This window comes from Streptomyces sp. NBC_00539 (genome assembly GCF_036346105.1).
Classification (GTDB): Bacteria; Actinomycetota; Actinomycetes; order Streptomycetales; family Streptomycetaceae; genus Streptomyces.
In genome coordinates, this window is record NZ_CP107811.1 from 6,019,348 (window position 1) to 6,041,436 (window position 22,089).

At 73.3% G+C, this 22,089-nt stretch carries 22 protein-coding genes; 11 read left to right on the forward strand and 11 right to left on the reverse strand.

What is annotated here, in order from left to right; genetic code table 11:
- The first annotated feature begins 151 nt into the window (after positions 1-151).
- Entirely contained in the window at positions 152-1,312 is a 1,161-nt protein-coding gene (locus OG861_RS27155) for a nitric oxide synthase oxygenase (protein WP_329193173.1), read from the forward strand.
- Positions 1,313-1,366: 54 nt separating this feature from the next.
- Positions 1,367-2,437 (forward strand): lactonase family protein, encoded by a 1,071-nt coding sequence (locus tag OG861_RS27160; RefSeq protein ID WP_329193170.1) that lies wholly within the window; start codon positions 1,367-1,369, stop codon positions 2,435-2,437.
- Positions 2,438-2,567: 130 nt separating this feature from the next.
- Here OG861_RS27160 and OG861_RS27165 read toward each other — a convergent pair whose 3' ends face one another.
- From OG861_RS27165 to OG861_RS27175, 3 genes are all read right to left on the reverse strand, one after another.
- Complete coding sequence (locus OG861_RS27165) at positions 2,568-3,488, reverse strand: sirohydrochlorin chelatase (protein ID WP_329193167.1); 921 nt, start codon at positions 3,486-3,488, stop codon at positions 2,568-2,570.
- A 130-nt stretch (positions 3,489-3,618) separates the two neighbouring features.
- On the reverse strand, positions 3,619-4,305 hold the full coding sequence (locus OG861_RS27170; RefSeq protein ID WP_329193165.1) for a uracil-DNA glycosylase: 687 nt from the start codon (positions 4,303-4,305) through the stop codon (positions 3,619-3,621).
- 31 nt (positions 4,306-4,336) lie between these two features.
- Complete coding sequence (locus OG861_RS27175) at positions 4,337-5,428, reverse strand: WD40/YVTN/BNR-like repeat-containing protein (RefSeq protein WP_329193162.1); 1,092 nt, start codon at positions 5,426-5,428, stop codon at positions 4,337-4,339.
- A gap of 216 nt (positions 5,429-5,644) precedes the next feature.
- Here OG861_RS27175 and OG861_RS27180 point away from each other — a divergent pair, with 216 nt between their 5' ends.
- Entirely contained in the window at positions 5,645-6,745 is a 1,101-nt protein-coding gene (locus OG861_RS27180; protein ID WP_329193160.1) for an NADH:flavin oxidoreductase/NADH oxidase, read from the forward strand.
- Positions 6,746-6,876: 131 nt separating this feature from the next.
- The gene (locus OG861_RS27185) at positions 6,877-7,248 is read left to right on the forward strand and encodes an ArsR/SmtB family transcription factor (RefSeq protein ID WP_329193158.1); all 372 of its coding nucleotides are present in this window, start codon (positions 6,877-6,879) and stop codon (positions 7,246-7,248) included.
- Between the two features lie 96 nt (positions 7,249-7,344).
- Here OG861_RS27185 and OG861_RS27190 read toward each other — a convergent pair whose 3' ends face one another.
- Together OG861_RS27190 and OG861_RS27195 are read right to left on the reverse strand one after the other, a co-directional pair.
- Entirely contained in the window at positions 7,345-8,700 is a 1,356-nt protein-coding gene (locus OG861_RS27190) for an FAD-dependent oxidoreductase (RefSeq protein WP_329193156.1), read from the reverse strand.
- Positions 8,701-8,753: 53 nt separating this feature from the next.
- Positions 8,754-9,410 (reverse strand): DUF305 domain-containing protein, encoded by a 657-nt coding sequence (locus OG861_RS27195; RefSeq protein WP_329193154.1) that lies wholly within the window; start codon positions 9,408-9,410, stop codon positions 8,754-8,756.
- Positions 9,411-9,488: 78 nt separating this feature from the next.
- On the opposite strand from OG861_RS27195, the gene OG861_RS27200 reads away from it, so the two are divergent.
- Positions 9,489-10,988 (forward strand): LVIVD repeat-containing protein, encoded by a 1,500-nt coding sequence (locus OG861_RS27200; RefSeq protein ID WP_329193152.1) that lies wholly within the window; start codon positions 9,489-9,491, stop codon positions 10,986-10,988.
- Here the strand turns inward: OG861_RS27200 and OG861_RS27205 are convergent.
- From OG861_RS27205 to OG861_RS27220, 4 genes are all read right to left on the reverse strand, one after another.
- On the reverse strand, positions 10,982-11,614 hold the full coding sequence (locus OG861_RS27205; RefSeq protein ID WP_329193149.1) for a TetR/AcrR family transcriptional regulator: 633 nt from the start codon (positions 11,612-11,614) through the stop codon (positions 10,982-10,984). The genes OG861_RS27200 and OG861_RS27205 overlap by 7 nt on opposite strands.
- A 111-nt stretch (positions 11,615-11,725) precedes the next feature.
- Positions 11,726-12,145, reverse strand: coding sequence for a hypothetical protein (locus tag OG861_RS27210; protein ID WP_329193147.1), 420 nt, complete (start codon positions 12,143-12,145; stop codon positions 11,726-11,728).
- Positions 12,146-12,196: 51 nt separating this feature from the next.
- Positions 12,197-13,135, reverse strand: a complete 939-nt coding sequence (locus OG861_RS27215; protein WP_329193145.1) for a M56 family metallopeptidase — start codon at positions 13,133-13,135, stop codon at positions 12,197-12,199.
- Between the two features lie 79 nt (positions 13,136-13,214).
- On the reverse strand, positions 13,215-13,928 hold the full coding sequence (locus tag OG861_RS27220; protein WP_330261883.1) for a DUF5134 domain-containing protein: 714 nt from the start codon (positions 13,926-13,928) through the stop codon (positions 13,215-13,217).
- 131 nt (positions 13,929-14,059) lie between these two features.
- Between OG861_RS27220 and OG861_RS27225 the strand changes: the two genes are divergently transcribed.
- Positions 14,060-14,599: a GNAT family N-acetyltransferase gene (locus OG861_RS27225; RefSeq protein WP_329193141.1), complete on the forward strand. Its 540-nt coding sequence runs from the start codon at positions 14,060-14,062 to the stop codon at positions 14,597-14,599.
- 19 nt (positions 14,600-14,618) lie between these two features.
- On the opposite strand, the gene OG861_RS27230 is transcribed toward OG861_RS27225, so the two are convergent.
- Entirely contained in the window at positions 14,619-15,302 is a 684-nt protein-coding gene (locus OG861_RS27230) for a glycerophosphodiester phosphodiesterase (protein ID WP_329193139.1), read from the reverse strand.
- 354 nt (positions 15,303-15,656) lie between these two features.
- Between OG861_RS27230 and OG861_RS27235 the strand changes: the two genes are divergently transcribed.
- The 5 genes from OG861_RS27235 (at position 15,657) to OG861_RS27255 (ending at position 20,890) form a co-directional block, all read left to right on the forward strand.
- Positions 15,657-16,796, forward strand: a complete 1,140-nt coding sequence (locus OG861_RS27235; protein ID WP_329193137.1) for an LLM class flavin-dependent oxidoreductase — start codon at positions 15,657-15,659, stop codon at positions 16,794-16,796.
- A gap of 153 nt (positions 16,797-16,949) precedes the next feature.
- Positions 16,950-18,356, forward strand: coding sequence for a DUF6421 family protein (locus OG861_RS27240; protein ID WP_329193136.1), 1,407 nt, complete (start codon positions 16,950-16,952; stop codon positions 18,354-18,356).
- Positions 18,357-18,382: 26 nt separating this feature from the next.
- Positions 18,383-19,144, forward strand: a complete 762-nt coding sequence (locus OG861_RS27245) for an SDR family oxidoreductase (RefSeq protein WP_329193134.1) — start codon at positions 18,383-18,385, stop codon at positions 19,142-19,144.
- Entirely contained in the window at positions 19,141-20,217 is a 1,077-nt protein-coding gene (locus OG861_RS27250; protein ID WP_329193133.1) for a threonine aldolase family protein, read from the forward strand. The genes OG861_RS27245 and OG861_RS27250 overlap by 4 nt, the downstream gene beginning before the upstream one ends.
- Positions 20,218-20,287: 70 nt before the next feature.
- On the forward strand, positions 20,288-20,890 hold the full coding sequence (locus OG861_RS27255) for a transglutaminase-like domain-containing protein (protein ID WP_329193131.1): 603 nt from the start codon (positions 20,288-20,290) through the stop codon (positions 20,888-20,890).
- Here the strand turns inward: OG861_RS27255 and OG861_RS27260 are convergent.
- Positions 20,826-22,067 carry an MFS transporter gene (locus OG861_RS27260; protein ID WP_329193129.1) on the reverse strand — a complete coding sequence of 414 codons (1,242 nt, stop codon included), beginning with the start codon at positions 22,065-22,067 and terminating at the stop codon, positions 20,826-20,828. The genes OG861_RS27255 and OG861_RS27260 overlap by 65 nt on opposite strands.
- Between the last annotated feature and the right edge of the window lie 22 nt (positions 22,068-22,089).

Here is a 22,089-nt window from a genome sequence, read left to right on the forward strand (position 1 = left end):
CCGGCCGATCCGCGCAGATCACCCGGAGGAGTGTTCCGGCCGTCGCCCACCCGCGCCGCTGACCTGCCCCGTGTACAACGGGTGATGTTCACGGCACATTCATTCGGCATGTACAGGGTGGATCTGAACGGACAGGGGGTAACGGCCCGGAATGGAAATCCTTCAACAGCGCTCGGGCACGGCTCGGGAGCGCTCGGGTACCGCTCAAGTGTGGGAGGCCGCCGAGGAGTTCATCCGGCTCTTCCACCGGGAGAACCCGGATGCCGGTGATCTCGACGCCCGGCTGGCGGCCGTGCGCGCCGAAATCGCCCAGGCCGGCACCTACCGGCACACCCCGGACGAGCTCGTCCACGGTGCCCGGGTGGCCTGGCGCAACAGCAACCGCTGCATAGGCAGGCTCTACTGGAACTCGCTGCGGGTCCGCGACCGCCGTGGGCTCACCGACGGCGACGGCATCGCCGAAGAGTGCTTCGCGCACCTGCGGGAAGCCACCAACGGCGGCCGGGTACGGCCCACCATCACCGTCTTCGCACCCGACGCCCCGGACCGCCCCGGGCCGCTCATCTGGAGCGAGCAGCTCATCCGCTACGCCGGGTACGGCGACCACCCCTCCATAACCGTCGGCGACGCCCGCAACGCGCCGCTCACCAGGGCGCTGCTCGACCTGGGCTGGCCGGGCGGCCCCGGTACCCCCTTCGACCTCCTGCCGCTCGTCGTCCAGGGCGTGGACGACAAGCCCCGCTGGTTCGACACCCCGGCGGACGCCGTGCTGGAGGTGCCGATCCGCCACCCGGACGGGCCCGACCACTGGGACGACTGGGGCCTGCGCTGGCACGCGGTCCCCGCCATCTCCAACATGTGCCTGGAGATCGGCGGCATCCACTATCCGGCCGCGCCGTTCAACGGCTGGTACATGGGCACCGAGATCGGCGCCCGCAACCTCGCCGACACCGACCGGTACAACCTGCTCCCCGCCGTCGCCCGCAGGCTGGGGCTCGACACCTCCAGCGACCGCTCGCTCTGGAAGGACCGGGCGCTGGTCGAGCTGAACCGTGCGGTCCTGCACTCCTTCGACGAGGCCGGCGTGAGCATCTCCGACCACCACACCGAGTCCCGGCGGTTCCTCTCGCACCTGGAGCGCGAGGAGCGCAAGGGACGGGAGGTGGGCGCCGACTGGTCCTGGATCGTGCCGCCGATCTCCGGGGCGGCGACCCCCGTCTTCCACCGCACGTACGAGGACCGGCCGAGCGCCACCGCGTACGTCCACCACGCCGGGGCCCACGAACGGGCCAAGGGACGGGACTTGGTCTAGACCTTCTGTTACCGTCGTTGCGACCGGATCCGGGACGGCGGAATAGGGGCACCTGTGGATGGCGCGCGCAGCACGGACCAGGGCGGCGGACACCGGGCCTACATCGGCTCGTTCACCTCGGGGGGCGGCCGCGGCATCACCACCGCGGCCGTGGATCCGGCCACCGGGGCGCTGACGCCCCTCGCGGTTACCGGGACCGCCGAGAACCCCTCCTGCCTCACCCTCGCGCGCGAGCCGGGCGTGCTCTACGCGGTGAGCGAGGCGGAGCACGGAGCGGTCGCGGCGTTCCGGACCGGGGCCGACGGGCTCACCGCCCACGGACCGCTCGTCCCCGTCGGCGCGTCGGGCCCCACCCACCTCAGCCTGGCGGGGCAGCGACTGCTGACCGCCAACTACACCTCGGGCAGCGTCAGCTGCATCCCGCTCGCCACGGACGGCGCCCCCGGTGGTCCTCCGGCCGTCCTGGCCCACCAGGGCTCGGGACCCGACGCGGAGCGGCAGCAGGGGCCGCACGCCCACCAGGTGCTGCCCGACCCCAGCGGCCGCTGGGTCCTCAGCGTGGACCTCGGAACCGACTCCGTAAGGGTCTGCGCCCTCGGCCCGGCCGACGGCCCGCTGCGCCTTCACGCGGAGACGAAGCTGCGGGCCGGGTCAGGACCCCGCTACCTGGCCTTCCACCCGGACGGGGAGACGGTCTACGTCATCCACGAGCTGGAGCCGCTGCTGAGCGTGTGCCGCTGGAACGCGCGGACCGGGCGGCTGGAGGCCACCGCCGAGGTCGCGGTGCTCCCCGAGGACGTCCCGGCGGACCCCCGGCCCTACCCCTCGGTCGTCGCCGTGTCGCCCGACGGGCGGTTCGCATGGGCTGCCGTACGGGGAGTGAACACCATCGCCGCGTTCTCCCTCGCCGACGGGCCCGCCAAGCCCCGGCTCACCGGGAGCACGGACTGCGGGGGCAGTTGGCCGCGCGACCTCGTCGTGGACGGGGCGGGGCGCAGGCTGTACGTGGCCAACGAATGGTCCGGCGACGTCACCTGGTTCGACGTGGACCCCCTGACCGGCGAGCCCCGGGCAGCGGGTTCGATCGAGGTCCCGGCCGCCGCATGCGTGGTCTTCGGGCCCTAGGCCGTCTCTTCAGCATCTTGCCGGGCGGCGCGTGTCAGGCAAGATCCGGAAAAAGACGGCCCGGGGACGCGTGAAGGGCCCGTGCCGCGGCGCGGGCCCTTCACGGCGCTCCGAGAAGCGGGGAGCCGGGTCAGTGGGCGGAGGCGCCCAGGGTGAGACCGAGGGCGGCGCTGTACTGGGCGACGGCCAGCTTGCCGAGCGCCGGGTAGGCCCCCAGCACCTCGGCGGTGGCGCAGTCGGCCTCCTTGCACGCCGTGTCCAGCAGCCCGTCGGCCGCCTCCGGGCCGATCAGGTACGGCGCCAGGGCCAGCTGGGTCGAGCCTTCGGTGCGCAGCTGGTCGGCGATGCCGGCCACCGACCCCTCCTGGTCCAGTGCGGCGGCCTTCACCGGCACCGCGAGGCGCGCGGCCAGCAGCATGCCGGTGATCCCGGCGGCCTGGACGGCCTCCTCGCCACCGGTGGTGGCCAGGATGATGCCGTCGGCGGCGGTGGTGACGGTGAACAGCCGGGCCCGGTCGGCGCGGGCCAGCCCCGCCTCGGAGAGCCGCACGTGCAGTCCCTCGGCGAGCAGCGGGTGCGGGCCCAGTACGTCGGCCAGCTCGGCGGCGGCCGAGGAGTCCATCAGCGCCTGGCGGACGCGCCGCAGCAGGTCGCCGTCGGGACCGACGAGCAGGGGCACGACCACGGCGTCCGGGCCGGTCGCCTGCGCCACCTCGTGGCCGGCGGCGCGGGCGAACTCGGCGCGCGCGGCGCGCTCGTGCGCGACGGCGGTCAGCACGCCGGCCAGGGACGGGAACTGCGAGCCTTCGGAGTCGTCACCCTCCAGGTAGCCGATCCGGCCGTCCAGGCCGGGCAGCTCGGAGCGGCCGATGCTCAGGATCTCTTCCGCGAGCCCGCGCGAGGCGGCGGAAGGGGCACCGGGCACGGCGAGCACCAGCGCGGGCGCGCCCTCGGGCGCCACCGCGGGCTCGGGGCGGCGGTGCCGTCCGGCAGGGCGGGGTCGCGGCATTCGTACGGGCAGGCCATTTGCGGGCCCAGTGGGGGAGCTCATGGCGCCGCATGCTACTGGTTTATCGGAACCCGTTGTTCGGGCAGGGTCATTTCCGGCGGCTTCTGTCCGTATTTATCCGCTGAATGTGCGACAGGGTCGCCTGTACCGGCCACCTATCGGCCGAAACGGTTCAACCGGCCGTCGGCAGGCGCCAGTCCACCGGAGCCGCGCCCTGACGCACCAGAAGGTCGTTCACCTTGCTGAACGGCCTGGACCCGAAGAATCCGCCCGCGGCCGACATGGGGGAGGGGTGCACGGACTCCACCGCCGGCAGCTCGCCCAGCAGCGGCCGCAGGTTACGCGCGTCGCGCCCCCACAGCACCGACACCAGCGGCTTCCCGCGCGCGGCCAGTGCCCGGATCGCCTGTTCGGTGACCGCCTCCCAGCCCTTGCCCCGGTGGCCGCCGGTCTTGCGCGGGGCGGTGGTGAGCGCGCGGTTGAGGAGCAGCACGCCCTGGCGGGTCCACGGCGTCAGGTCGCCGTTGGCCGGCCGCGGCACGCCGAGGTCAGCGTTCAGCTCGCGGAAGATGTTGTCCAGGCTCGGCGGCCAGGGGCTGACCTCGGGCGCGACGGAGAACGACAGGCCCATCGCGTGGCCCGGGGTGGGGAAGGGGTCCTGCCCGACGATCAGCACCTTGACCTCGTCGAAGGGCTGCTGGAAGGCGCGCAGCACGTTCGGCCCGGCGGGCAGGTAGGTTCTGCCCGCCGCGATCTCGGCGCGCAGGAAGTCGCCCATCGCGGCGACCTGCGCCGCCACCGGCTCCAGAGCCCGGGCCCAGCCCGGCTCGACGATCTCGTTCAACGGTCGTGCTGCCACGGGCAGTCACTCTACTGGCCCATCGGCGGTCCTACCCAGGCAGGACCGCCGCCCGCACGCAGAGCACGTCCGGCAGGTGCTCGGCCAGCAGTTGCCAGCTGTCCCCGTCGTCGTGGCTGGCGTACAGCTCGCCGTTGCGGTTGCCGAAGTAGATGCCCGCCGGATCCGCGTCGTCCGTGCAGAGCGCGTCCCGCAGCACCGTGCCGTAATGCTCCCCGGCCGGCAGGCCCTTCGAGAGCGGTTCCCAGTTCGCCCCCGCGTCCTCGGTGCGAAAGACCCGGCAGCGGTGCTCCGCCGGGACCCGGTCGGAGTCGGCGTTGAGGGGGAAGACGTACGCGGTGCCCGGGCGGTGCGGGTGGGCGGCCACCGCGAAGCCGAAGTCGGAGGGCAGTCCGGAGCCGATGTCGCTCCAGGCGTCCCCGGCGTCGTCGCTGCGGTAGACCCCCCAGTGGTTCTGGAGGTACAGCCGGTCGGGGTCGGCGGCGTCCCGGGCGACCTTGTGGACGCACTGCCCGAACTCGGGCTGCGGGTCGGGCAGGAACACCGCGGAGACCCCCCGGTTGGACGGGTCCCAGCTCGCGCCGCCGTCCTTCGTCCGGAAGACGCCGGCCGTGGAGACGGCCACCGTGACCGAGTCCGGGTCACCCGGATGGGTGATCACCGTGTGGAGCCCCTCGCCACCGCCGCCCGGTACCCAGCGCGAGCGGGTGGGGTGTTCCCACAGGGCGCGGACCAGTTCGAAGGACTCCCCGCGGTCGGTCGAGCGGAACAGTGCGGCCGGCTCCGTCCCGGCGTAGACCACGTCGGGGGCCTCCGGTCCGGCCGGTTGCAGTTGCCAGACCCGCTCCAGCGAGGCGCCGGTGTCCTGCGGGAACTTCACCGCGGCGGCGGTCGGCTCGCGCCAGGTGACGCCGAGGTCGTCGGAGTGGAAGACGGACGGCCCCCAGTGGGAGCTGTCTCCGCCCGCCAGCAGGCGCGGCGTGGAGCCCCGTACGTCGATGGCGACGGCCGAGACCGCCTGGGCGTTGAAGTGCGGCCCTTCGAACTTCCAGGGACCGGCCCCGTCGCGCCGGCCGATGAAGAGCCCCTTGCGGGTGCCCGCGAGCAGTAGCACATCGGACATGGCCGATACCTCCGGAAGTCCGTCACGGCAGCCTTTCGGCCAGTGTGCACCCGGGCCGCTGACAGCGGCGTGCAACGCCGGCCCCCGGTGCGGTCCGCGCGGCGCAGCGGGAATTAGTACGAAGGGCTTCGTAGTACGAAGGAATTCGTAGTACGGTGACTCTCGTACTTGCCGCCGGAGTCCCGGCGCGCGTCCCCGGTCACCCTGGAGAGCCTGATGACTGCCGCCCCGGCTGCCTTCGCCGCCCTGTTCCAGCCCTACACCGTGCGATCGGTGACCATTGCCAACCGCGTGTGGATGGCCCCGATGTGCCAGTACAGCGCCGAGCCCGCCGGCCCCCGCGCGGGCGTGGCCAACGAGTGGCACGTAGCGCACTACGCGGCCCGCGCCGTCGGCGGCACCGGCCTGATCATCCAGGAGGCCACCGCAGTCTCCCCGGAGGGCCGGATCACCCCCTACGACCTCGGCCTCTGGAACGACACCCAGACCGAGGCGCTGCGCCCGATCACCGCCTTCATCAAGGCGCAGGGGGCCGTGCCCGGCATCCAGATCGCGCATGCGGGCCGCAAGGGCTCCACCGAGCGCCCCTGGAAGGGCGGCCGGCCGGTCGGAGCCGAGGCGCACGGCTGGCAGCCCCTCGCGCCGAGCGCGGTGCCGTTCGGCGAAGGCGACCCCGTGCCCCACGAGCTGACGGCCGAGGAGATCCGTGCGGTCGTCGGCCAGTTCGCCGACACCGCCCGGCGCGCCCTGGCGGCCGGCTACGAACTGCTGGAGATCCACGGTGCCCACGGCTACCTGATCGGCGAGTTCCTCTCCCCGCACAGCAACCTGCGCACCGACGAGTACGGCGGCTCCTTCGAGAACCGCACCCGCCTCGCCCTCGACGTCGTGGACGCCGTACGGGCGGTGTGGCCCGAGGAACTCCCGCTGTTCTTCCGCGTCTCCGCGACCGACTGGCTGGAGGAGGGGGGCTGGACCGCCGACGACACCGTCCGGCTGGCCGGACTGCTCAAGGAGCACGGCGTGGACCTGCTGGACGTCTCCACGGGCGGGCTCGCGCCGCACGTGAGGATCCCGGTCGGCCCCGGCTACCAGGTGCCCTTCGCGGCGCGCGTCAAGCGCGAGACCGGCCTGCCGGTCGCCGCGGTGGGTCTGATCACCGAGCCCGTCCAGGCGGAGAAGATCCTGGCCAACGGAGAGGCCGACGCGGTCCTGCTCGGCCGCGAACTGCTCCGCGACCCCTACTGGGCCCGGCGGGCGGCCGGCGAACTGGGCGTGGAGCCCCGCACCCCCGCCCCTTACCACCGCGGCTGGTGAACCGTGGGCGGCGCCGGTCACCGCCCGCCCGGCGCCGCAGGTGTCCTACGATGGTTCTCGTACCTCGGTGCGGTGCGCCGGTGTACGCCGAGGTGCGAGGGCGCCGAGTGAACGAGTGAGTGGAGGAGCAGATGCCGCAGCCGGCCGCCACCACGCGCCCGCTCGCCCATCCCGGGAGTGCCGAGATCCGCCTGGAAGGGGTCCTGCACGCCCTCTCGGACCCCGTCCGGCTGTCGATCGTCCGCGAACTGGCCGCGGCCGCCGAGGAGCTGGCCTGCTCGCACTTCGTGCTGCCGGTCACCAAGTCCACCACCACCCACCACTTCCGGGTCCTGCGCGAGGCCGGGGTCGTGCGGCAGACCTACCGCGGCACCACCAAGCTGAACGACCTGCGCCGCGCCGACCTGGAAGCCCTCTTCCCGGGCCTCCTGGACACCGTCCTGACGGCGGCCGGCGCCGAAGCGGCCCGCCTGGACGCGGCGGGCGCGGGCGCGCGCCCCTGAGGGCCGCCGCCTCCCGGCCGCGCGTCCTTGCGGCCGCCCGTTGCGGGCCCGTGCCCTTGGGCGCCGTCGGGTCCGTCCGCGCAACTCCTCGGTACGCTACGTTCCGGCCGCGCCCAGCAGGCCCGCCCAGTCCGGGATCTTGACCGAGCGGCGTCCCAGGGAGCGGCCCAGATCGGCCTCCGCGTTCTCGATGGCCAGCCAACCGGGCCACTGCACCGGCCTGAGTCCTGCCGCGCGCAGCGCCTCCAGGGGATCCTGCTCCAGCTCGCGGCGGGCCAGCGCCCCCGCGTCCTGGAGCAGGGAGGACGCCGTCTCCTTCGCACACGGCCGGTTGGTGCCGATCACCCCGGTCGGGCCGCGCTTGATCCACCCCGCGACGTACTCGCCGACCGAGGCCCGGCCCTCGCGCAGCACCCGGCCCGCCGCGTGCGGGACCGTGCCCGTCGCCGGGTCGAAGGGCAGCCCGGGCAGTGGCACGCCCCGGTACCCCACCGACCGCAGCACCAGCTGCGCCGGGACGTCCTCGTACACGCCGGTGCCGCCCACCCCGCCACGACCGTCGGGGGCGGTCCGCTCGAAGCGCACCGCGGCGACCCCGCCGCCGGGCCCCGCCAGCACCTCCACGGGCCGCAGGAAGAACCGCAGCGTGATGTTCCGCTCCGCCTCGCCGGGGGCCGCCACGGCCCAGGCGCGCAGCACCTCCAGGTTCCGCCGGGCCACCGCGGGCAGGGCGGCCGCCGCACCGGGGTCCTCGTAGGCGGGGTCCAGCGCGAGTTCGGCAGGGTCCACCCGTACGCCCACGCCCGGCAGGGTGCCCAGCTCCCGGAGCTCCTTGGTGGTGAACTTGCCCTGCGAAGGCCCCCGCCGGGCCACCATCGACACCGCGCGCACCCCGCTCGCCGCGAGAGCGCCCAGGGCGGCCTGCGGCATGTCGGTGGGCGCCAGTTCGGGCACGCCCCGGGCCAGGATCCGGGTCACGTCGACCGCCACGTTGCCCGCGCCGACCACCACCGCCGACCCGACTCCGGAGAGGTCGAAGGCCTCCTCCGCCGCGTCGGGATGTCCGCTGTACCAGGACACGAACGCCGTCGCGGAGTGGACGCCGGGCAACTCCTCGCCGGGAATGCCCAGGCGCCGGTCCCGGGCGGCGCCGACGCAGTACACCACCGCGTGGTACATCTCGCGCAGCCGGGCCGTCGGCAGGGCGGGACCGCCCACCTCCACGTTGCCGAGGAAGCGGATCCCTTCGTCCTCCAGCACCGAGCGCAGACTTCCGGTCAGGGATTTGATCTTCTCGTGGTCGGGGGCCACCCCGTACCGCACGAGCCCGTACGGAGCCGGCAGCCGGTCCAGGACGTCCACCAGGACGCCCGGCACCTCGCGCTGCTGGACCAGGGTCTGCGCGGCGTAGACCCCGCTGGGGCCCGAACCGACGACGGCGACACGAAGCACGGCGGAGCTCCTCCCGCAGGTGCCTCCCAGCATGACACCGGGTGCCGCAACCGTCAGCCCATGGCGCGCATCCGGTCGATCTCGGCGCTCTGCGTGGCCACCAGCTCGGTCGCCATCTCCTCGACTGCGACGTTGTTGCCCTGGGCGAGCGCCTCGCCGGCCATCTTCAAGGCGCCTTGGTGGTGGGCGGTCATCAGGCTCAGGAAGAGCCGGTCGAACTCCGGCCCCGTGGCGCCGGTCAGCTCCCCCAGCTGCCGTTCCGTCGCCATCCCCGGCATCGCCCCGTGGTCGTGGCCGGCCGCGGCGCCGTCGGCGGGGGAGGGCTCGGGGTAGCGCGCCAGCCACTTCTCCATCGCCCCGATCTCGGGCCCCTGTGCCGCCGCGATCCGTTCGGCGAGGCGCTTGACCCCGTCCGCCGAGGCCCGTCCCGGTGCCAGCGCGCTCATCGCCAGGGCCTGGCGGTGGTGCTCGATCATGTGGCGTACGTAGGCGTGGTCGGCGGCGTTGGGGGTGTCGTCGGGCCGCTCCTTCGCGGCCCGGCCGGGCGAGAGCGTCCGGGCCTGCTCGCCCGGTCTGCCGGGGGCGATCACCACCGGCCCGGCGTCGTCCGCCCGGTCGTCACCCTGGCAGCCGGTGAGGGTGAACAGGAGTCCGGCGGCCAGGGCCGCCGCCCCGAGGAATCGGCCGAGTAACGCATTTGCCATGTCCATGAAAAGCAACATACTGCCGGGGTCCAGGTTCCGTTCCCCGTACGAACGCCGAAAGCGCGGACCCCCACGGGAGGCACAGTGACCTCGTTGCACACCACCGGAGCGCGGCCCCGGAGTCTGGGGGCGGCGCTCGCCGCCGCCGGACTCCTCACGACGCTCCTGGCGGGCGCCGGACCGGCGTCCGCGACCCCCGACCCCGGCGACCTGACGCCCGGATCCTCGTTCGGCGCCGTCGGCCCCCGGAGCGCCGCCACCGCCCCGGACCGCGAGCTCGCCCCCGGCGAGATCCCCGGACAGGACGAGATCGTGCACAGCAAGAACGTCACGCCCCTGGCCAACGTCCCCAGCAGCCACCCGGGCGGGATCAACTCCGACCTGGCCTTCCAGGACCAGTACGCCTACGCGGGCAGCTACGACGGCTTCACCATCTACGACATCGGCAACCCCAAGGCGCCCAAGACCGTCGCCACGGTGCTCTGCCCCGGCGGCCAGAACGACGTCTCCGTCTACGGCGACCTGCTCTTCCTCTCCACCGACTCCTCCCGCAGCGACGACTCCTGCCACAGCGTCTCGCAGCCCGCGACGGAGAAGTCCTCCTGGGAGGGCATCAAGATCTTCGACATCAAGGACAAGAAGAACCCCAGGTACATCAAGTCCGTCGAGACCTCGTGCGGTTCCCACACCCACACCCTGGTGCCGGGCGGCCGTGACGTCTACCTCTACGTCTCCTCGTACTCGCCGAGCGAGGCCTTCCCCGACTGCCAGCCGCCGCACGACGGCATCTCGGTCGTCAAGGTCCCGAGGAAGGACCCGACCCGGGCCGCGGTCGTCGCCTTCCCCGTCCTCTTCCCGGACGGCGGCAACCCGGGCGCGCCCGCCAACCCCGGCGTCTCCAAGACGACCGGCTGCCACGACATCACCGTGCTGCCCTCCAAGAACCTCGCCGCCGGCGCCTGCATGGGCGACGGCATCCTCTTCGACATCACCGACCCCGAGCAGCCGCGCGTCATCGACCGCGTCCAGGACAACGTCAACTTCTCGTTCTGGCACTCCGCCACCTTCAACGAACGTGCGGACAAGGTGGTGTTCACCGACGAACTGGGCGGGGGCGGCAGCGCCACCTGCAACGAGGCGACCGGCCCCGACCGGGGGGCCGACGGCATCTACGACATCACCGGCCGCGGCGACCAGCGCAAACTCGTCTTCAAGAGCTACTTCAAGATCCCGCGCCGGCAGGCGGACACCGAGAACTGCGTGGCCCACAACGGCTCGTTGGTCCCGGTCGGCGGCGGCCGCGACGTCATGGTCCAGGCCTGGTACCAGGGCGGAGTCTCCGTGTGGGACTTCACCGACTCCACCCGCCCCGTGGAGATCGGCTACTTCGAGCGCGGCCCGCTGACCACCGACACGCTGGGACTGGGCGGCTCGTGGTCGGCGTACTACTACCGCGGCCACATCTACTCGAACGACATCGTCAAGGGCCTCGACGTGCTCCGGCTCGACGACCGGCGCACCGAGAGCGCCAAGTGGGTACGGATGGACCGGCTCAACGTGCAGAGCCAGCCCGCCTATCACTGACCCGGCAGCGCGGGGCTCCCGCCGGGCGGCCCTCCGTCCGGCGGGGTACCGAGCTCCCACTCCAGCCCGTACCGCTGGAACAGCTCGGCCCGCAGCCGGGAGGCCGGCATCGGCGCCCCCGGCAGCAGGACCGCCACCACGGCGCCCATCAGCAGGGCACGCAGCAACGGGTAGTCGGTGTCCACGTCCGTCGAGCCGTACCGGACGACGGTGTCGCTCAGCAGCTCCGCGAGGCGCTGCTGCTCCGCGCACCGGACGAACCCCTCCGCCTGGAGGATGCCCGCCATGTGCGTGCGCATCAGCCGGGGCCGGTCCACGGCCAGCCCGAGGATCGCGTCGATGGCCCGCGCCAGGCGTTCACGGCCGTCGTCGGTACGGGGCGGCCGCTCCAGGGCCGCCTCCAGGGTCAGGTGCATCAGCCGGTGGACCGCGGACTGCAGCAGCTGGCGTTTGCCCGGGAAGTAGTACGAGATCAGGCCCCGGGCGGCACCGGCCCGGTCGGCGATGTCGCCGAGGGTGGTGGCTTCGTAGCCACGCTCGCCGACGAGCTCCACCGTCGCCTGGAGCAGCCGTTCCCGGGAACGTCTGCGCAATTCTTCATTGACCGATGCGCTGCGCGGGACCATGCTTACTCCTGCGTTGACTGGCTCCGAGCCAATATACTCAGCGCGCGGTTCTACTGCTCTGGGTGACGCGGGGGATCACCCAGAGCAGAGCTCCGCACACGGCGGGTGCGCTCAGTCCTGCCCGCGGCCGGACAGCTCGAAGTAGGCGCCGGTGCCCGCACCGTCCACGTGGACGACGTGCCGGCCGACGCGGACGATCTGCGCTCCGCCGGCGCGCCATGAACCCTCGGGGCCCCGGTCGCCGCTCAGGGGCGTCCACACTTCCAGGAACGTGCTTCCGTCGGTGTTCGTGCCGGTTTCGACCAGGCCGCTGCCCTTTGGCCGCAATGTCCCGACGTCCTCGCCGGGGGAGCCGACCTCGTGGTGGAAGGTGACCTGCCTGCCGTCGTAGGTGGTCGTGCCGGCGAAGCCACGGCTGTCGGCGTAGCAGGCGCCGCTCTGGAGCCAGACGACGTGCTCGTCCTCGCGCAGGGGGCCGCCGTCGCGGCTGATTCCGGCGCGCAGCCAGGCGCCTGGGGTGGGTGCGTCCATGGCCCCAGCCTGCCAGGCGGCGGCGTGGAGGCCGGTGAGCGCGGCCGGGGGTTACGCGAGCGCGCTCAGGCCCGGTACGAAGGCCACCGCCAGCGGCAGCGCGGGCATCAGCGTCGCCAGCGCCGTCAGCCGCAGCCGCCTGGCCGGGGACAGCCGCGGGGTGGCGGACAGCAGCCGCCGCACCCGCTGGGGGACGTGCGCCTCTGGGGCGGCGCCCAGGCCGAACACCCCGCGGTCCTCGTTCAGCCCGACCAGGGCCAGCGCGACCGTGAGCCGCCCGAACCGTCGTGAAGCCACGTCGTCGGCGGCGAGCTCCACCAGGCGGTGCATCTCCTCCTCGAACGCCGCGAACACCGGCACCTGGGGGAAGCCCCCGGCCAGCGCCCGCGAGCAGTGCAGCAGCCAGTCGTGCCGGGCCGCGACGTGCCCCTGCTCGTGGGCCAGCACGGCATCCAGTTGGCTGCCCTTCAGCCGGCCCAGCGCGGCCGTCGTGACCACCAGCTGCGGGACCGTACCCGGCTGCCACCACGCCTCGGGCCGGGGTCCCTCCAGTACGACCAGCCGCGCGGCCTGCGGGTCCTCCCCGGGCAACAGCGGAGCGCGCTCCAGCAGTTCGGCCCCGCGGGCACGCCGCCCGGCCCGCGCCCGCAGCACCTCGCGGGTCAGCATCGCGCCCGTCCACAGGCCGCCGCCCGCCAGTGCCAGCGCGGTGACCGCGGCCCACATGCCGCCCGCCGCGCCGAGCCCGTAGGCGTCGACCACCCCGTGCGGGGCGGCGGCGAAGAGCCGCCCCCGTACCGCCTGCCAGGCCGCCGCGGCGCTCAGCAGCATCGACAGCGCGAGGCACAGCAGCACCGCCCCCACCACGCACTGCCACACCCACAGCGCGACGACCGGCTCACGGTCGGGCCACTCGGCCCGCGCCAGCAGGCGGGGGGCGAGCAGCGCGGTCAGTGCGCCGAGCAGCAGGAGAGCGGCGGGGACCATCATGGCCGTCAGCCTATGAGCGAGGCGCTACCTGCGGGTAGGGCCCGCGCCATTGGTGACGCAGGACACGTTTCGCCGTCACTCACATGCTCAGCAGCATCGCCAACATCCCGATCCCCATGGTCAGTCGGCAGGCCCTGGTCAACTCGCCCGCGGCACCCGCGGCACCCGCGGCACCCGCGGCACCCGCGGCACCCGCGGCACCCGCGGCACCCGCGGCACCCGCGGCACCCGCGGCACCCGCGGCACCCGCGGCACCCGCGGCCCCCGCGGCCCCCGCAGCGCCCGCGGCACCCGCAGCGTCCCCGGCCGGCGCCACCGGGACCGGCGCAGCCCCGCCTCCCGCCACCAGCCGGGCCCCGCCCAGCAGGACGTACCCCGCGAAGTAGGCGAGCAGCGTCCCCGTCACCAGGGGCAGCCCCGCGCCCTGGCCGTGCGCGTGCCCGGAGCCCGCCACGAGCCCGAGGTACGCCATGTAGGCCATCGCCAGGCAGCCGACCGCGTGGTGCGCGTGGTGGCGCAGGCCCGGGCCGCCCCGCAGCAGCCACAGCGCGTGCGCGGCGGCCGCGCAGAAGACGGCCAGCAGGATCGCCGGACCCCACGCGCCGGTGCCGGACGGCGCGGCCATCACGGCCATCCCGAACCCCATGAGGGCCTCGCCCATCGCCGCGCCGCGCGCCGCCCGGCCCGCTCTGCGCGCCCGCAGCAGGCAGTACGTACCGCTGGTGGCGCAGAGCGCGACGAGCAGCCAGCCGGAGACGGCTGAGGCGGCGGACGGCAGCGCGGATCCGTGCACGGCGGAACCTCCCGGTTCGTCGGCGTCACGGGAAGAGATGCCCCTGTGGACGGGCCCGCACGCCGCCCCGGGATAGGCTCTCCGTGCCGTACCCGGCATGTCATATGCCGATCAGATGAACGGAGTCGTCCATGCCGACCGTCCACCCCGCCGCCCTGAGTTTCCGGCCCGCTGTCGAGGCGGACGTACCGGAACTGGTGGCGCTCGTCGAGTCGGCCTACCGCGGTGACGCCAGCCGGGCCGGCTGGACCACGGAAGCGGACTACCTGGACGGCCAGCGCACCGACCCGGAGGGCGTCCGGCAGATCATCGGAGCGCCCGACGGCGTGCTGCTCGTCGTGGAGCGCGCGGGCGAACTCGTCGCCTGCTGCCAGCTCGAACACCGCGGCGACCACGCCTACTTCGGGATGTTCGCCGTGCGCCCCGGGCTGCAGGGCGGCGGCCTCGGCAAGGAGGTCCTCGCCGAGGCCGAGCGGCGCGCCCGCGAGGAGTGGGGCGCCACGGAGATGCGGATGACGGTGGTCAACGTACGGGAGGAACTCATCGCCTACTACGAGCGCCGCGGCTACCGGCGCACCGGCGAACTGAGCCCCTTCCCGTACGGCGACGAGCGTTTCGGCATCCCGCTCCGCACCGACCTCGCCTTCGAGCTGCTGGTCAAGCCGCTGTAGCGGACGACCGGCCGCCCGCTCAGGCGGTGAAGCGGCCGGTGCTGCGGATCTCCGGGAAGCCGGTGAGCACGCCGTCCAGTTCGAGCGCGCGCGCCAGCCGCAGCTGGTCGAGGGAGTCGACCGTCCAGCCGGTCACCCGCAGCCCGGCCGCGTGCGCCGCCTCCACCGTCTCCAGGGTGATCCGGCGCAGCCTGAGGGCCACCGTGCGGGCGCGTGCGGCGAGCGCCCGGTCCACCACGTCGGACCCGTGGGGGTCCGCGTACAGGGTGGTGCGCAGGCCCGGCACCCGCCGGGCCGCCCCGGCCAGGACCGCGTCCTGGAACGAGGCCACCTCGACACGGGCGCTCAGATCGCGGCGCACGACCAGTTCCGTGAGCACCCCGGCGGCGGCCTCGTCCTGCACCGCGACCTGGAGCGGGGTGCGCACCGCCTCCAGCACCTCGTCCAGGACCGGTAGGCGTTCGCCGTGACCGGCGTCCAGCTCGCGCAGTTCGGCCAGGGTCAGTTCGGCCACGGCGCCCGCTCCGTCGGTCGTGCGGTCCACTTCGCCGTCGTGCAGGACGACGAGCGCGCCGTCCTTGCTCAGGCGCACGTCCAGCGCGATGACGTCCATGCCGCAGCGTTCCGCGCGGACGAAGGACCGCAGGGTGTTCTCCGGCTCCACACCCATGACCCCGCGATGACCGATGGTGAGGAAAGTCAAGGTTCTCTCGCTTCCGTCGACGGCGGCTGCCGCGCGGTCGCGGTGTCCCGACCGGCCGCGCGGTGAGGACGCATGCTAGTGCGCCACGGGTGCGATGGGACCGGCCGTGCAGTGCCCGGAAAGGCCCCCGAGGCCGCTTCCCGCCAGGGCTCGGTCCCCGGTCGCGGCGCCGTGGCGTCACCCACGGGTGGGCGCGTCCTCCAGGCGTTGACGCGGACGGCGCGGTGCGCCGCGCGGACGCGGCCGGTCCCGGGTCTTGCTACTTCTACCTATGACTACTAGTCATATTCCTATTCGAAGCAAGCCCTGGCGTGCGGCGCGTCCGCACGCGACCGCGCGACATCTGGAGGCATCGTGAAATTCTCCGTGATCTTCGAAGCGCAACTGGCCGATCCGACCGTGGAGCGGGAGCACCAGGTCATCCGCGACTGCGTCGAACAGGCCGTGCTCGCCGAACGCGTGGGATTCGACCGGATCTGGGCGGTCGAGCACCACGCGCTCAAGTGGTACGCCCACATGTCCGCACCGGAGATCTTCCTGACCTGGGTCGCGGCGCGGACGCGGTCCATCCGCATCGGCCACGGCGTCGTCTGCATGCCGTTCCGCTTCAACCACCCGGTCCGGGTCGCCGAGCGGGCCGCGATGCTCGACCTGCTCTGCGGCGGACGGCTCGACCTGGGTGCCGGGCGCGGCGGCACCACGCAGGAGACCTCGTTGTTCGGGGTGGACAAGGAGCGCACCACCGCCGAGGTGGAGGAGGCGCTGCGGATCATCGGGCGGGCCTGGCGGGAGGAGGAGCTGGAGTACCACGGGGAGCTGCTGGACATCGGCCCGCACCCGGTGCTGCCCCGGCCGGCCCAGCGGCCCCACCCGCCGCTGTTCCTCGCGTGCAGCAGGACCGAGACCCTGGAGCAGGCCGCCGAGCTGGGCGTGGGCGCGCTGGTGATGGGTTTCGCCGGCCCGGAATCGATCGCGGGGATGCGGGCCGCGTACGACGCCGCGATCGCCCGGCGGGACGGCGCGCGCTTCGTGTCGAGCGCGGTGAATGACCACTTTTCGGTGCTCTGCCCGACCATCGTGCTCGACGACCCGCAGGAGGCCCGGCGGATCGGCATCCGCGGCCAGCGGTTCTTCGCCCAGTCCATCGGTCACTGGTACGGCGGGGCGGGCGTCCCCGACGAGGCGGTGGTGGCGGGCGCCGACGAGGCCGCGGGGATGCGCGAGGCGGCCGAGCAGGTGGTGGCCCGCCTCCACGAACTGGAGATCCCGGTGCGGCCCACGTCGACGGCCACCTTCAACGCCGACCACGCCTACGGCAGCGCGGACGAGGCCGTCGCGTACGTCGAACGGCTCAGGGCGGCCGGGGCCGACGAGGTGATGTGCCTCATACAGATGGGCACGGTCCCCCAGGAGGCCTGTCTGGAGACCCTGCGGCAGTGGGGGGACAAAGTGATCCCGCACTTCCGGAACGCGGAGGCGCCCAGGGCCGGATGAGGGGCCGGAGCGATGGCCTCCGCCCTCTAGGACGGGAAGAATTGTCGTGGAGTGGGGGGTGTCGCAGGATATTTTCCCGAGTCTCCTCTTGAACAGGAGAGCCTCAGCCGCTTACGCTGCCCTGACGTGAGGTTCTCCTGTGGAGGAAGTGACATGACGGAAACTCTTGTGCCGGGCACCGGTGGCGCCGTGATATCCGCCGGGACGCGGGTGGTCGATCACCCGGCGTGGCCCGAGCTCAAGGCCGCCGTGGAGGAGATCCGCCCCTGGCAGGCCCCGAACGGCTCCATCGACTTCGAGGCGGAGGCCGCCCCCACCAGGGCCGAGGCCGCCGCCGCCGTCGAGCGGGTGATCGAGGCCGTGGAGACGCTGTCGCCGCTGCTCCCGCACGCCACCGCCTACCACCAGGCCCTCGTCGCCGACCTGCGCAAGTGGGCCGGGGCCGGCTTCCCGGTGCCGGACTTCCTCGACTCCCTGCTGGCCTTCCAGCCGGCCGCCGAGCGCGCCGACGGGCGCCAGCACCTCGTGATCTTCCCGATGTACACCCAGAACGGGAACCCGGACCGCAACCTCGAAGCCGTGGTCCTCAAGATGGTGTGGCCCGAGTGGCTCTCCGAGCTGGAGCGCACCCGGTACGACAACCCGCTCTTCCTCGGCATCACCTTCGAAGACTTCACCCCGGGCTACGACACCCACTCCGCGGTGCTCTTCCCGGAGACGATCGCCGTGCGCGAGGCCCCCGAGCGGTTCACCTGGGGCGGCATCTTCTGCGACCGCGAGGCCGCCCGCTACCGCAAGGTCACCGCGGCCGCCGTCGACATCCTGGGCATCGAGCTGCCCGAGGACATCGCCCGGATGGTCGAGGACCAGGAGCGCTGCGAGAAGGCCTTCGTCCTGTGGGACATGGTCCACGACCGCACCCACAGCCACGGCGACCTGCCGTTCGACCCCTTCATGATCAAGCAGCGCCAGCCGTTCTGGATGTACGGCCTGGAGGAGCTGCGCTGCGACCTCACCGCCTTCAAGGAGGCCGTGAAGCTGGAGTCCGAGGGCAACGAGCACGGCCGTGACGTGCAGTACGCCGTCCTCTTCGACCGCATGTTCCGCTTCCCCGTCTCCGGCGACCGCAACCGGAACTACGACGGCCTGGGCGGCCAGCTGCTCTTCGCCTACCTCCACAAGCACGACGTCGTGCGCTGGACGGACAACACGCTCAAGATCGACTGGATGCGTGCCCCGCAGGTCACCAACCAGCTCTGCGCCGAGATCGAGGACCTCTACCGGGCCGGCATCGACCGCCCGAAGCTCGTCCACTGGTTCAAGGCGTACGAGCTCGTCTCCACCTACCTGGCCCCCCACCCGGGCTCCAAGTGGGCCAAGGGCCCCGACGCCCTCGACCTGACGCTGCCCCCGCGCAAGCTCGTGGACGACGTGCTCGCCGACGAGTTTCCGCTCAGCATGTTCTATGAGGCGCTCGCCAAGAAGCTCAAGGGAGTGATCGCCTCCACCAAGGGCATCACTGCTGTGAACGCTGACGACGCGCAGCGAGTGGCCGCGTGACCACTCGCCCTCAGGAGGCTGCACGGATGAACGGCTCGGGCAACGACAACACGGTGCTCCAGGGAGCGGTAGTGGCGGTCGCCGGTGCGGGCGGCCCCGCCGGGCGCGCCGCCCTGCTCCGCCTCGCCGAGGCGGGCGCGACCGTCGTCGCGTCGGACGCGGACCCGGCGCGCCTCGCCGAGGCCGTGGACGCGGCCCGGTACGCCCACGGTGGCGCCACCGTCATCGGGGACACCGTCGACCTGCTCGACCTCGCCGCGACGAAGGCCTGGGCCGAGCGGATCGAGAAGGACTTCGGCCGCATCGACGGCCTGGTCCACCTCGTCGGAGGCTGGCGCGGCAGCACCTCCTTCACCGACACGGACCTCGCGGACTGGGACTTCCTGGAGAAGCTGCTGATCCGCACCGTCCAGCACACCTCGATCGCGTTCCACGACGGCCTGCTCCGCAGCGACCGCGGCCGCTACGTCCTGATCAGCCAGTCCGGCGCCCACAAGCCGGTCGCCAACAACGCCGCTTACAACGCGGGCAAGGCGGCCGCCGAGGCCTGGACGCTGGCCATGGCCGACTCCTTCCGCAAGGCGGGGGGCGAGGACGGCCCGCAGGCCGCGGCTGCGATCCTGGTCATCAAGGCATTGGTGCACGACGCCATGCGCGCGGAGCGCCCCAATGCGAAGTTCGCGGGCTTCACGGACGTCAAGGAGCTGGCCGAGGCCATCGCCGGCGTATGGGACGAGCCCGCCTCCGATGTGAACGGACAGCGTCTGTGGCTCACTCCCAGGCCGTGAGAACCGCGAGCGGGACGACCGATGCGCGCCGCCACCACGACCCGACGGTGCGCGGATTCGCCAGCGACAACTATGCGGGGGTGCATCCGGAGATCCTGGAGGCCGTCGCGCTCGCCAACGGTGGCCACCAGGTCTCCTACGGCGACGACGAGTACACCGAACACCTGCAGAAGATCTTCCGCAGCCACTTCGGGCCGTACGCGCAGGCCTTCCCCGTCTTCAACGGCACCGGCGCGAACGTCACCGCCCTCCAGGCGATGACCGACCGCTGGGGCGCCGTGGTGTGCGCCGAGTCGGCGCACATCAACGTCGACGAGGGCGGCGCGCCCGAGCGGATGGCCGGCCTCAAGCTCCTCACCGTCCCGACGCCCGACGGCAAGCTCACCCCCGAGCTGATCGACCGGCAGGCGTGGGGCTGGGAGGACGAGCACCGCGCGATGCCGCAGGTCGTCTCGATCACCCAGAACACCGAACTCGGCACGGTCTACACCGTCGAGGAGATTCGGGCGATCTGCGACCACGCGCACGCGCTGGGCATGAAGGTGCACCTCGACGGCGCCCGGATAGCCAACGCCGCGGCCTCGCTCGACGTGCCCATGCGCGCCTTCACCAACGCGGTCGGCGTGGACGTGCTCTCCTACGGCGGCACGAAGAACGGCATGATGGCCGGCGAGGCCGTGGTCGTGCTGAACCCCGACGCCGTGCGGCAGATGAAGCACATCCGCAAGATGTCGATGCAGCTGGCGTCGAAGATGCGGTTCGTGTCGGTGCAGCTGGAAGCGCTGCTCGCGAAGGACCTGTGGCTGCGCAACGCCCGCCACGCCAACGAGATGGCGCAGCGGCTCGCGGCGGGCGTCCGCGAGACGGACGGGGTCCGGATCCTCTACCCGGTCCAGGCGAACGCGGTGTTCGCGCGGCTGCCGCACGAGGTGTCCCGGCGCCTGCAGGAGCGCTACCGCTTCTACTTCTGGGACGAGATCGCCGGCGACGTCCGCTGGATGTGCAGCTTCGACACCCAGGAGGAGGACGTCGACGGCTTCCTCCAGGCGTTGAAGGAAGAACTCGCCCGGTAGTTCCCGCCCGGGTGGCTCACGCGATAAATCGATAGACATGCAGAGTGTTGCATAGGCATGCTCCTGGGTCATGGAACTGATCCAGGAGCATGCCGACGTCCGCGCCTACCTCGGCGCCGACGAGGCCGTCGACCACCCGCACCCCCTCGTCCGCGAGACCGCCGACGCCCTGTGGACCGCCACCGGCGGCGACGCGTACGCCTATGCCGAAGCGGCGTACGAGTTCGTGCGCGACACCATCGCGCATTCCGGCGACTGGGGGGACATGCGCGTCACCTGGCGCGCCTCGGACGTGCTGGCAACGCGCAACGGCATCTGTCACGCCAAGTCCCACGCCCTCGTCGCCCTGTTGCGCGCCCGGGGCATCCCCGCCGCCCTCTGCTACCAGCGCCTCACCGAGGACGACGGCACCCAGCCGCTGCTCCACGGGCTCGTCGCCCTCCGGCTGCCCGGCCGCGACGGCTGGTCCCGGCTGGACGCACGCGGCAACAAGCCCGGCGTGGACGCCCGGTTCGACCTCGAACGGGAGCAACTCGCCTTCCCCGTACGCCCCGGGCTCGGGGAGGTGGACTACCCGACGCTGTACGCCGCCCCGCACGCGGGCGCCCTCACGGCGCTCCGGGGGTCCGCGGACCGGCCCGAGCTGTGGCGGAAGCTGCCGACGGCCCTGTGACCGCCCCCGCCGCCGCTACGGGCCCACCGCGGGCCACCCACGCCTGCAGCAGGGCCGCGGCGGCCTGGAGGACGGCGATCCCGAGCAACAGCGCGCGGGGCGGCGCCGCGGCCGCCAGCCCCACCAGGGCGGCACCCGCCGAGGCCGCCGTCAGCTTGAGCCCGGCGCCCAGGGTGAAGACCTGCGTGCGCACCGCGTCGGGGGCGTACTCCGAGCGGATCCGGAGGGTGGCCGTCAGCAGCGGGCCGTCGCACACCCCGGCGGCGGCGAAGGCGGCCGCCGTCCACGCCACCGAGGGCGTGCACGCCGCCGCGCCCAGGGCCACCGCGGTCCCGGCGAGCGCCCCGCAGGCCAGCCGGCCCGGCGCGACGGCCGTGACCCGGCCCAGCGTCAGGGAGCCGGCGAGCGCGCCCACCGCGAAGGCCGTCATGAGCACCCCGCCCGCGCCCGGGCTGCCCAGCGCCGAGGCCAGCAGCACCGAGGTGGTGGTGAGGGAGCCGATGCCGACGAAGGCCAGGGTCGTCGCCGAGGTGATGGCCCGCAACTGACGCACCCGCCACAGCGCGGCGAGCCCCGCGGTCGGATTCGGCCCGGCCCGGGGCCCTTCGGCGTCCTCGGTCCGGGACTCGTAGCGCAGGCTGGCCGCCAAGACCGCGGCCAGCGCACCGGAAGCCGCCAGCAGGCCCATCGCCGGTCCCGCCGAACCCAGCGCCGCCACCACGCTGACGGCGGCCGGTGCGGTGACGGCGGCGGCGTTGTAGGTCGACGCGTCCCACCCGTACGCCCGGTCCCGGCCGGGGCCGGCCGGCACCAGCCCCGCGACCAGGCTCGACAGACCGCCCGTCACCATGGGTCCGCACGTGCCGCCGAGCAGCGCGACCCCCAGCACCACCACGTTCGGAGCCCGCCCCAGCAGCAGCGCCAGCGCCGCCACCGCGGCCGTGAAACCGGCCAGCGCGCCCGCGTGGAACAGCCGGGGCCGGCGGGCCCGGGCCGCGGCGGCCCCCGCCAGCGGAGCGGCCAGTACGTGCGGCGCCAGCCAGGCGGTCAGTACGAACGCCCCGTGCGCGGCGCTCCCCGTCCGCTCGAGGGCCAGCAGCACCACGGCCATCCCCATGCCCTCGGAGGCGAACCGCGCCGCGAGCGCCGCCCCCAGGTACCGCCCGAACCCCCGCATCCGGCGCCCCCTCCGGGTCCTG

Coding starts and splice junctions, on each gene's coding strand:
- OG861_RS27185 (WP_329193158.1), top strand. CDS start 6,877: ATGCCGCAGCCGGCCGCCACCACGCGCCCGCTCGCCCATCCCGGGAGT.
- OG861_RS27210 (WP_329193147.1), bottom strand. CDS start 12,145: ATGGACGCACCCACCCCAGGCGCCTGGCTGCGCGCCGGAATCAGCCGC.
- OG861_RS27180 (WP_329193160.1), top strand. CDS start 5,645: ATGACTGCCGCCCCGGCTGCCTTCGCCGCCCTGTTCCAGCCCTACACC.
- OG861_RS27260 (WP_329193129.1), bottom strand. CDS start 22,067: ATGCGGGGGTTCGGGCGGTACCTGGGGGCGGCGCTCGCGGCGCGGTTC.
- OG861_RS27175 (WP_329193162.1), bottom strand. CDS start 5,428: ATGTCCGATGTGCTACTGCTCGCGGGCACCCGCAAGGGGCTCTTCATC.
- OG861_RS27245 (WP_329193134.1), top strand. CDS start 18,383: ATGAACGGCTCGGGCAACGACAACACGGTGCTCCAGGGAGCGGTAGTG.
- OG861_RS27240 (WP_329193136.1), top strand. CDS start 16,950: ATGACGGAAACTCTTGTGCCGGGCACCGGTGGCGCCGTGATATCCGCC.
- OG861_RS27215 (WP_329193145.1), bottom strand. CDS start 13,135: ATGATGGTCCCCGCCGCTCTCCTGCTGCTCGGCGCACTGACCGCGCTG.
- OG861_RS27205 (WP_329193149.1), bottom strand. CDS start 11,614: ATGGTCCCGCGCAGCGCATCGGTCAATGAAGAATTGCGCAGACGTTCC.
- OG861_RS27165 (WP_329193167.1), bottom strand. CDS start 3,488: ATGAGCTCCCCCACTGGGCCCGCAAATGGCCTGCCCGTACGAATGCCG.
- OG861_RS27255 (WP_329193131.1), top strand. CDS start 20,288: ATGGAACTGATCCAGGAGCATGCCGACGTCCGCGCCTACCTCGGCGCC.
- OG861_RS27195 (WP_329193154.1), bottom strand. CDS start 9,410: ATGGACATGGCAAATGCGTTACTCGGCCGATTCCTCGGGGCGGCGGCC.
- OG861_RS27155 (WP_329193173.1), top strand. CDS start 152: ATGGAAATCCTTCAACAGCGCTCGGGCACGGCTCGGGAGCGCTCGGGT.
- OG861_RS27225 (WP_329193141.1), top strand. CDS start 14,060: ATGCCGACCGTCCACCCCGCCGCCCTGAGTTTCCGGCCCGCTGTCGAG.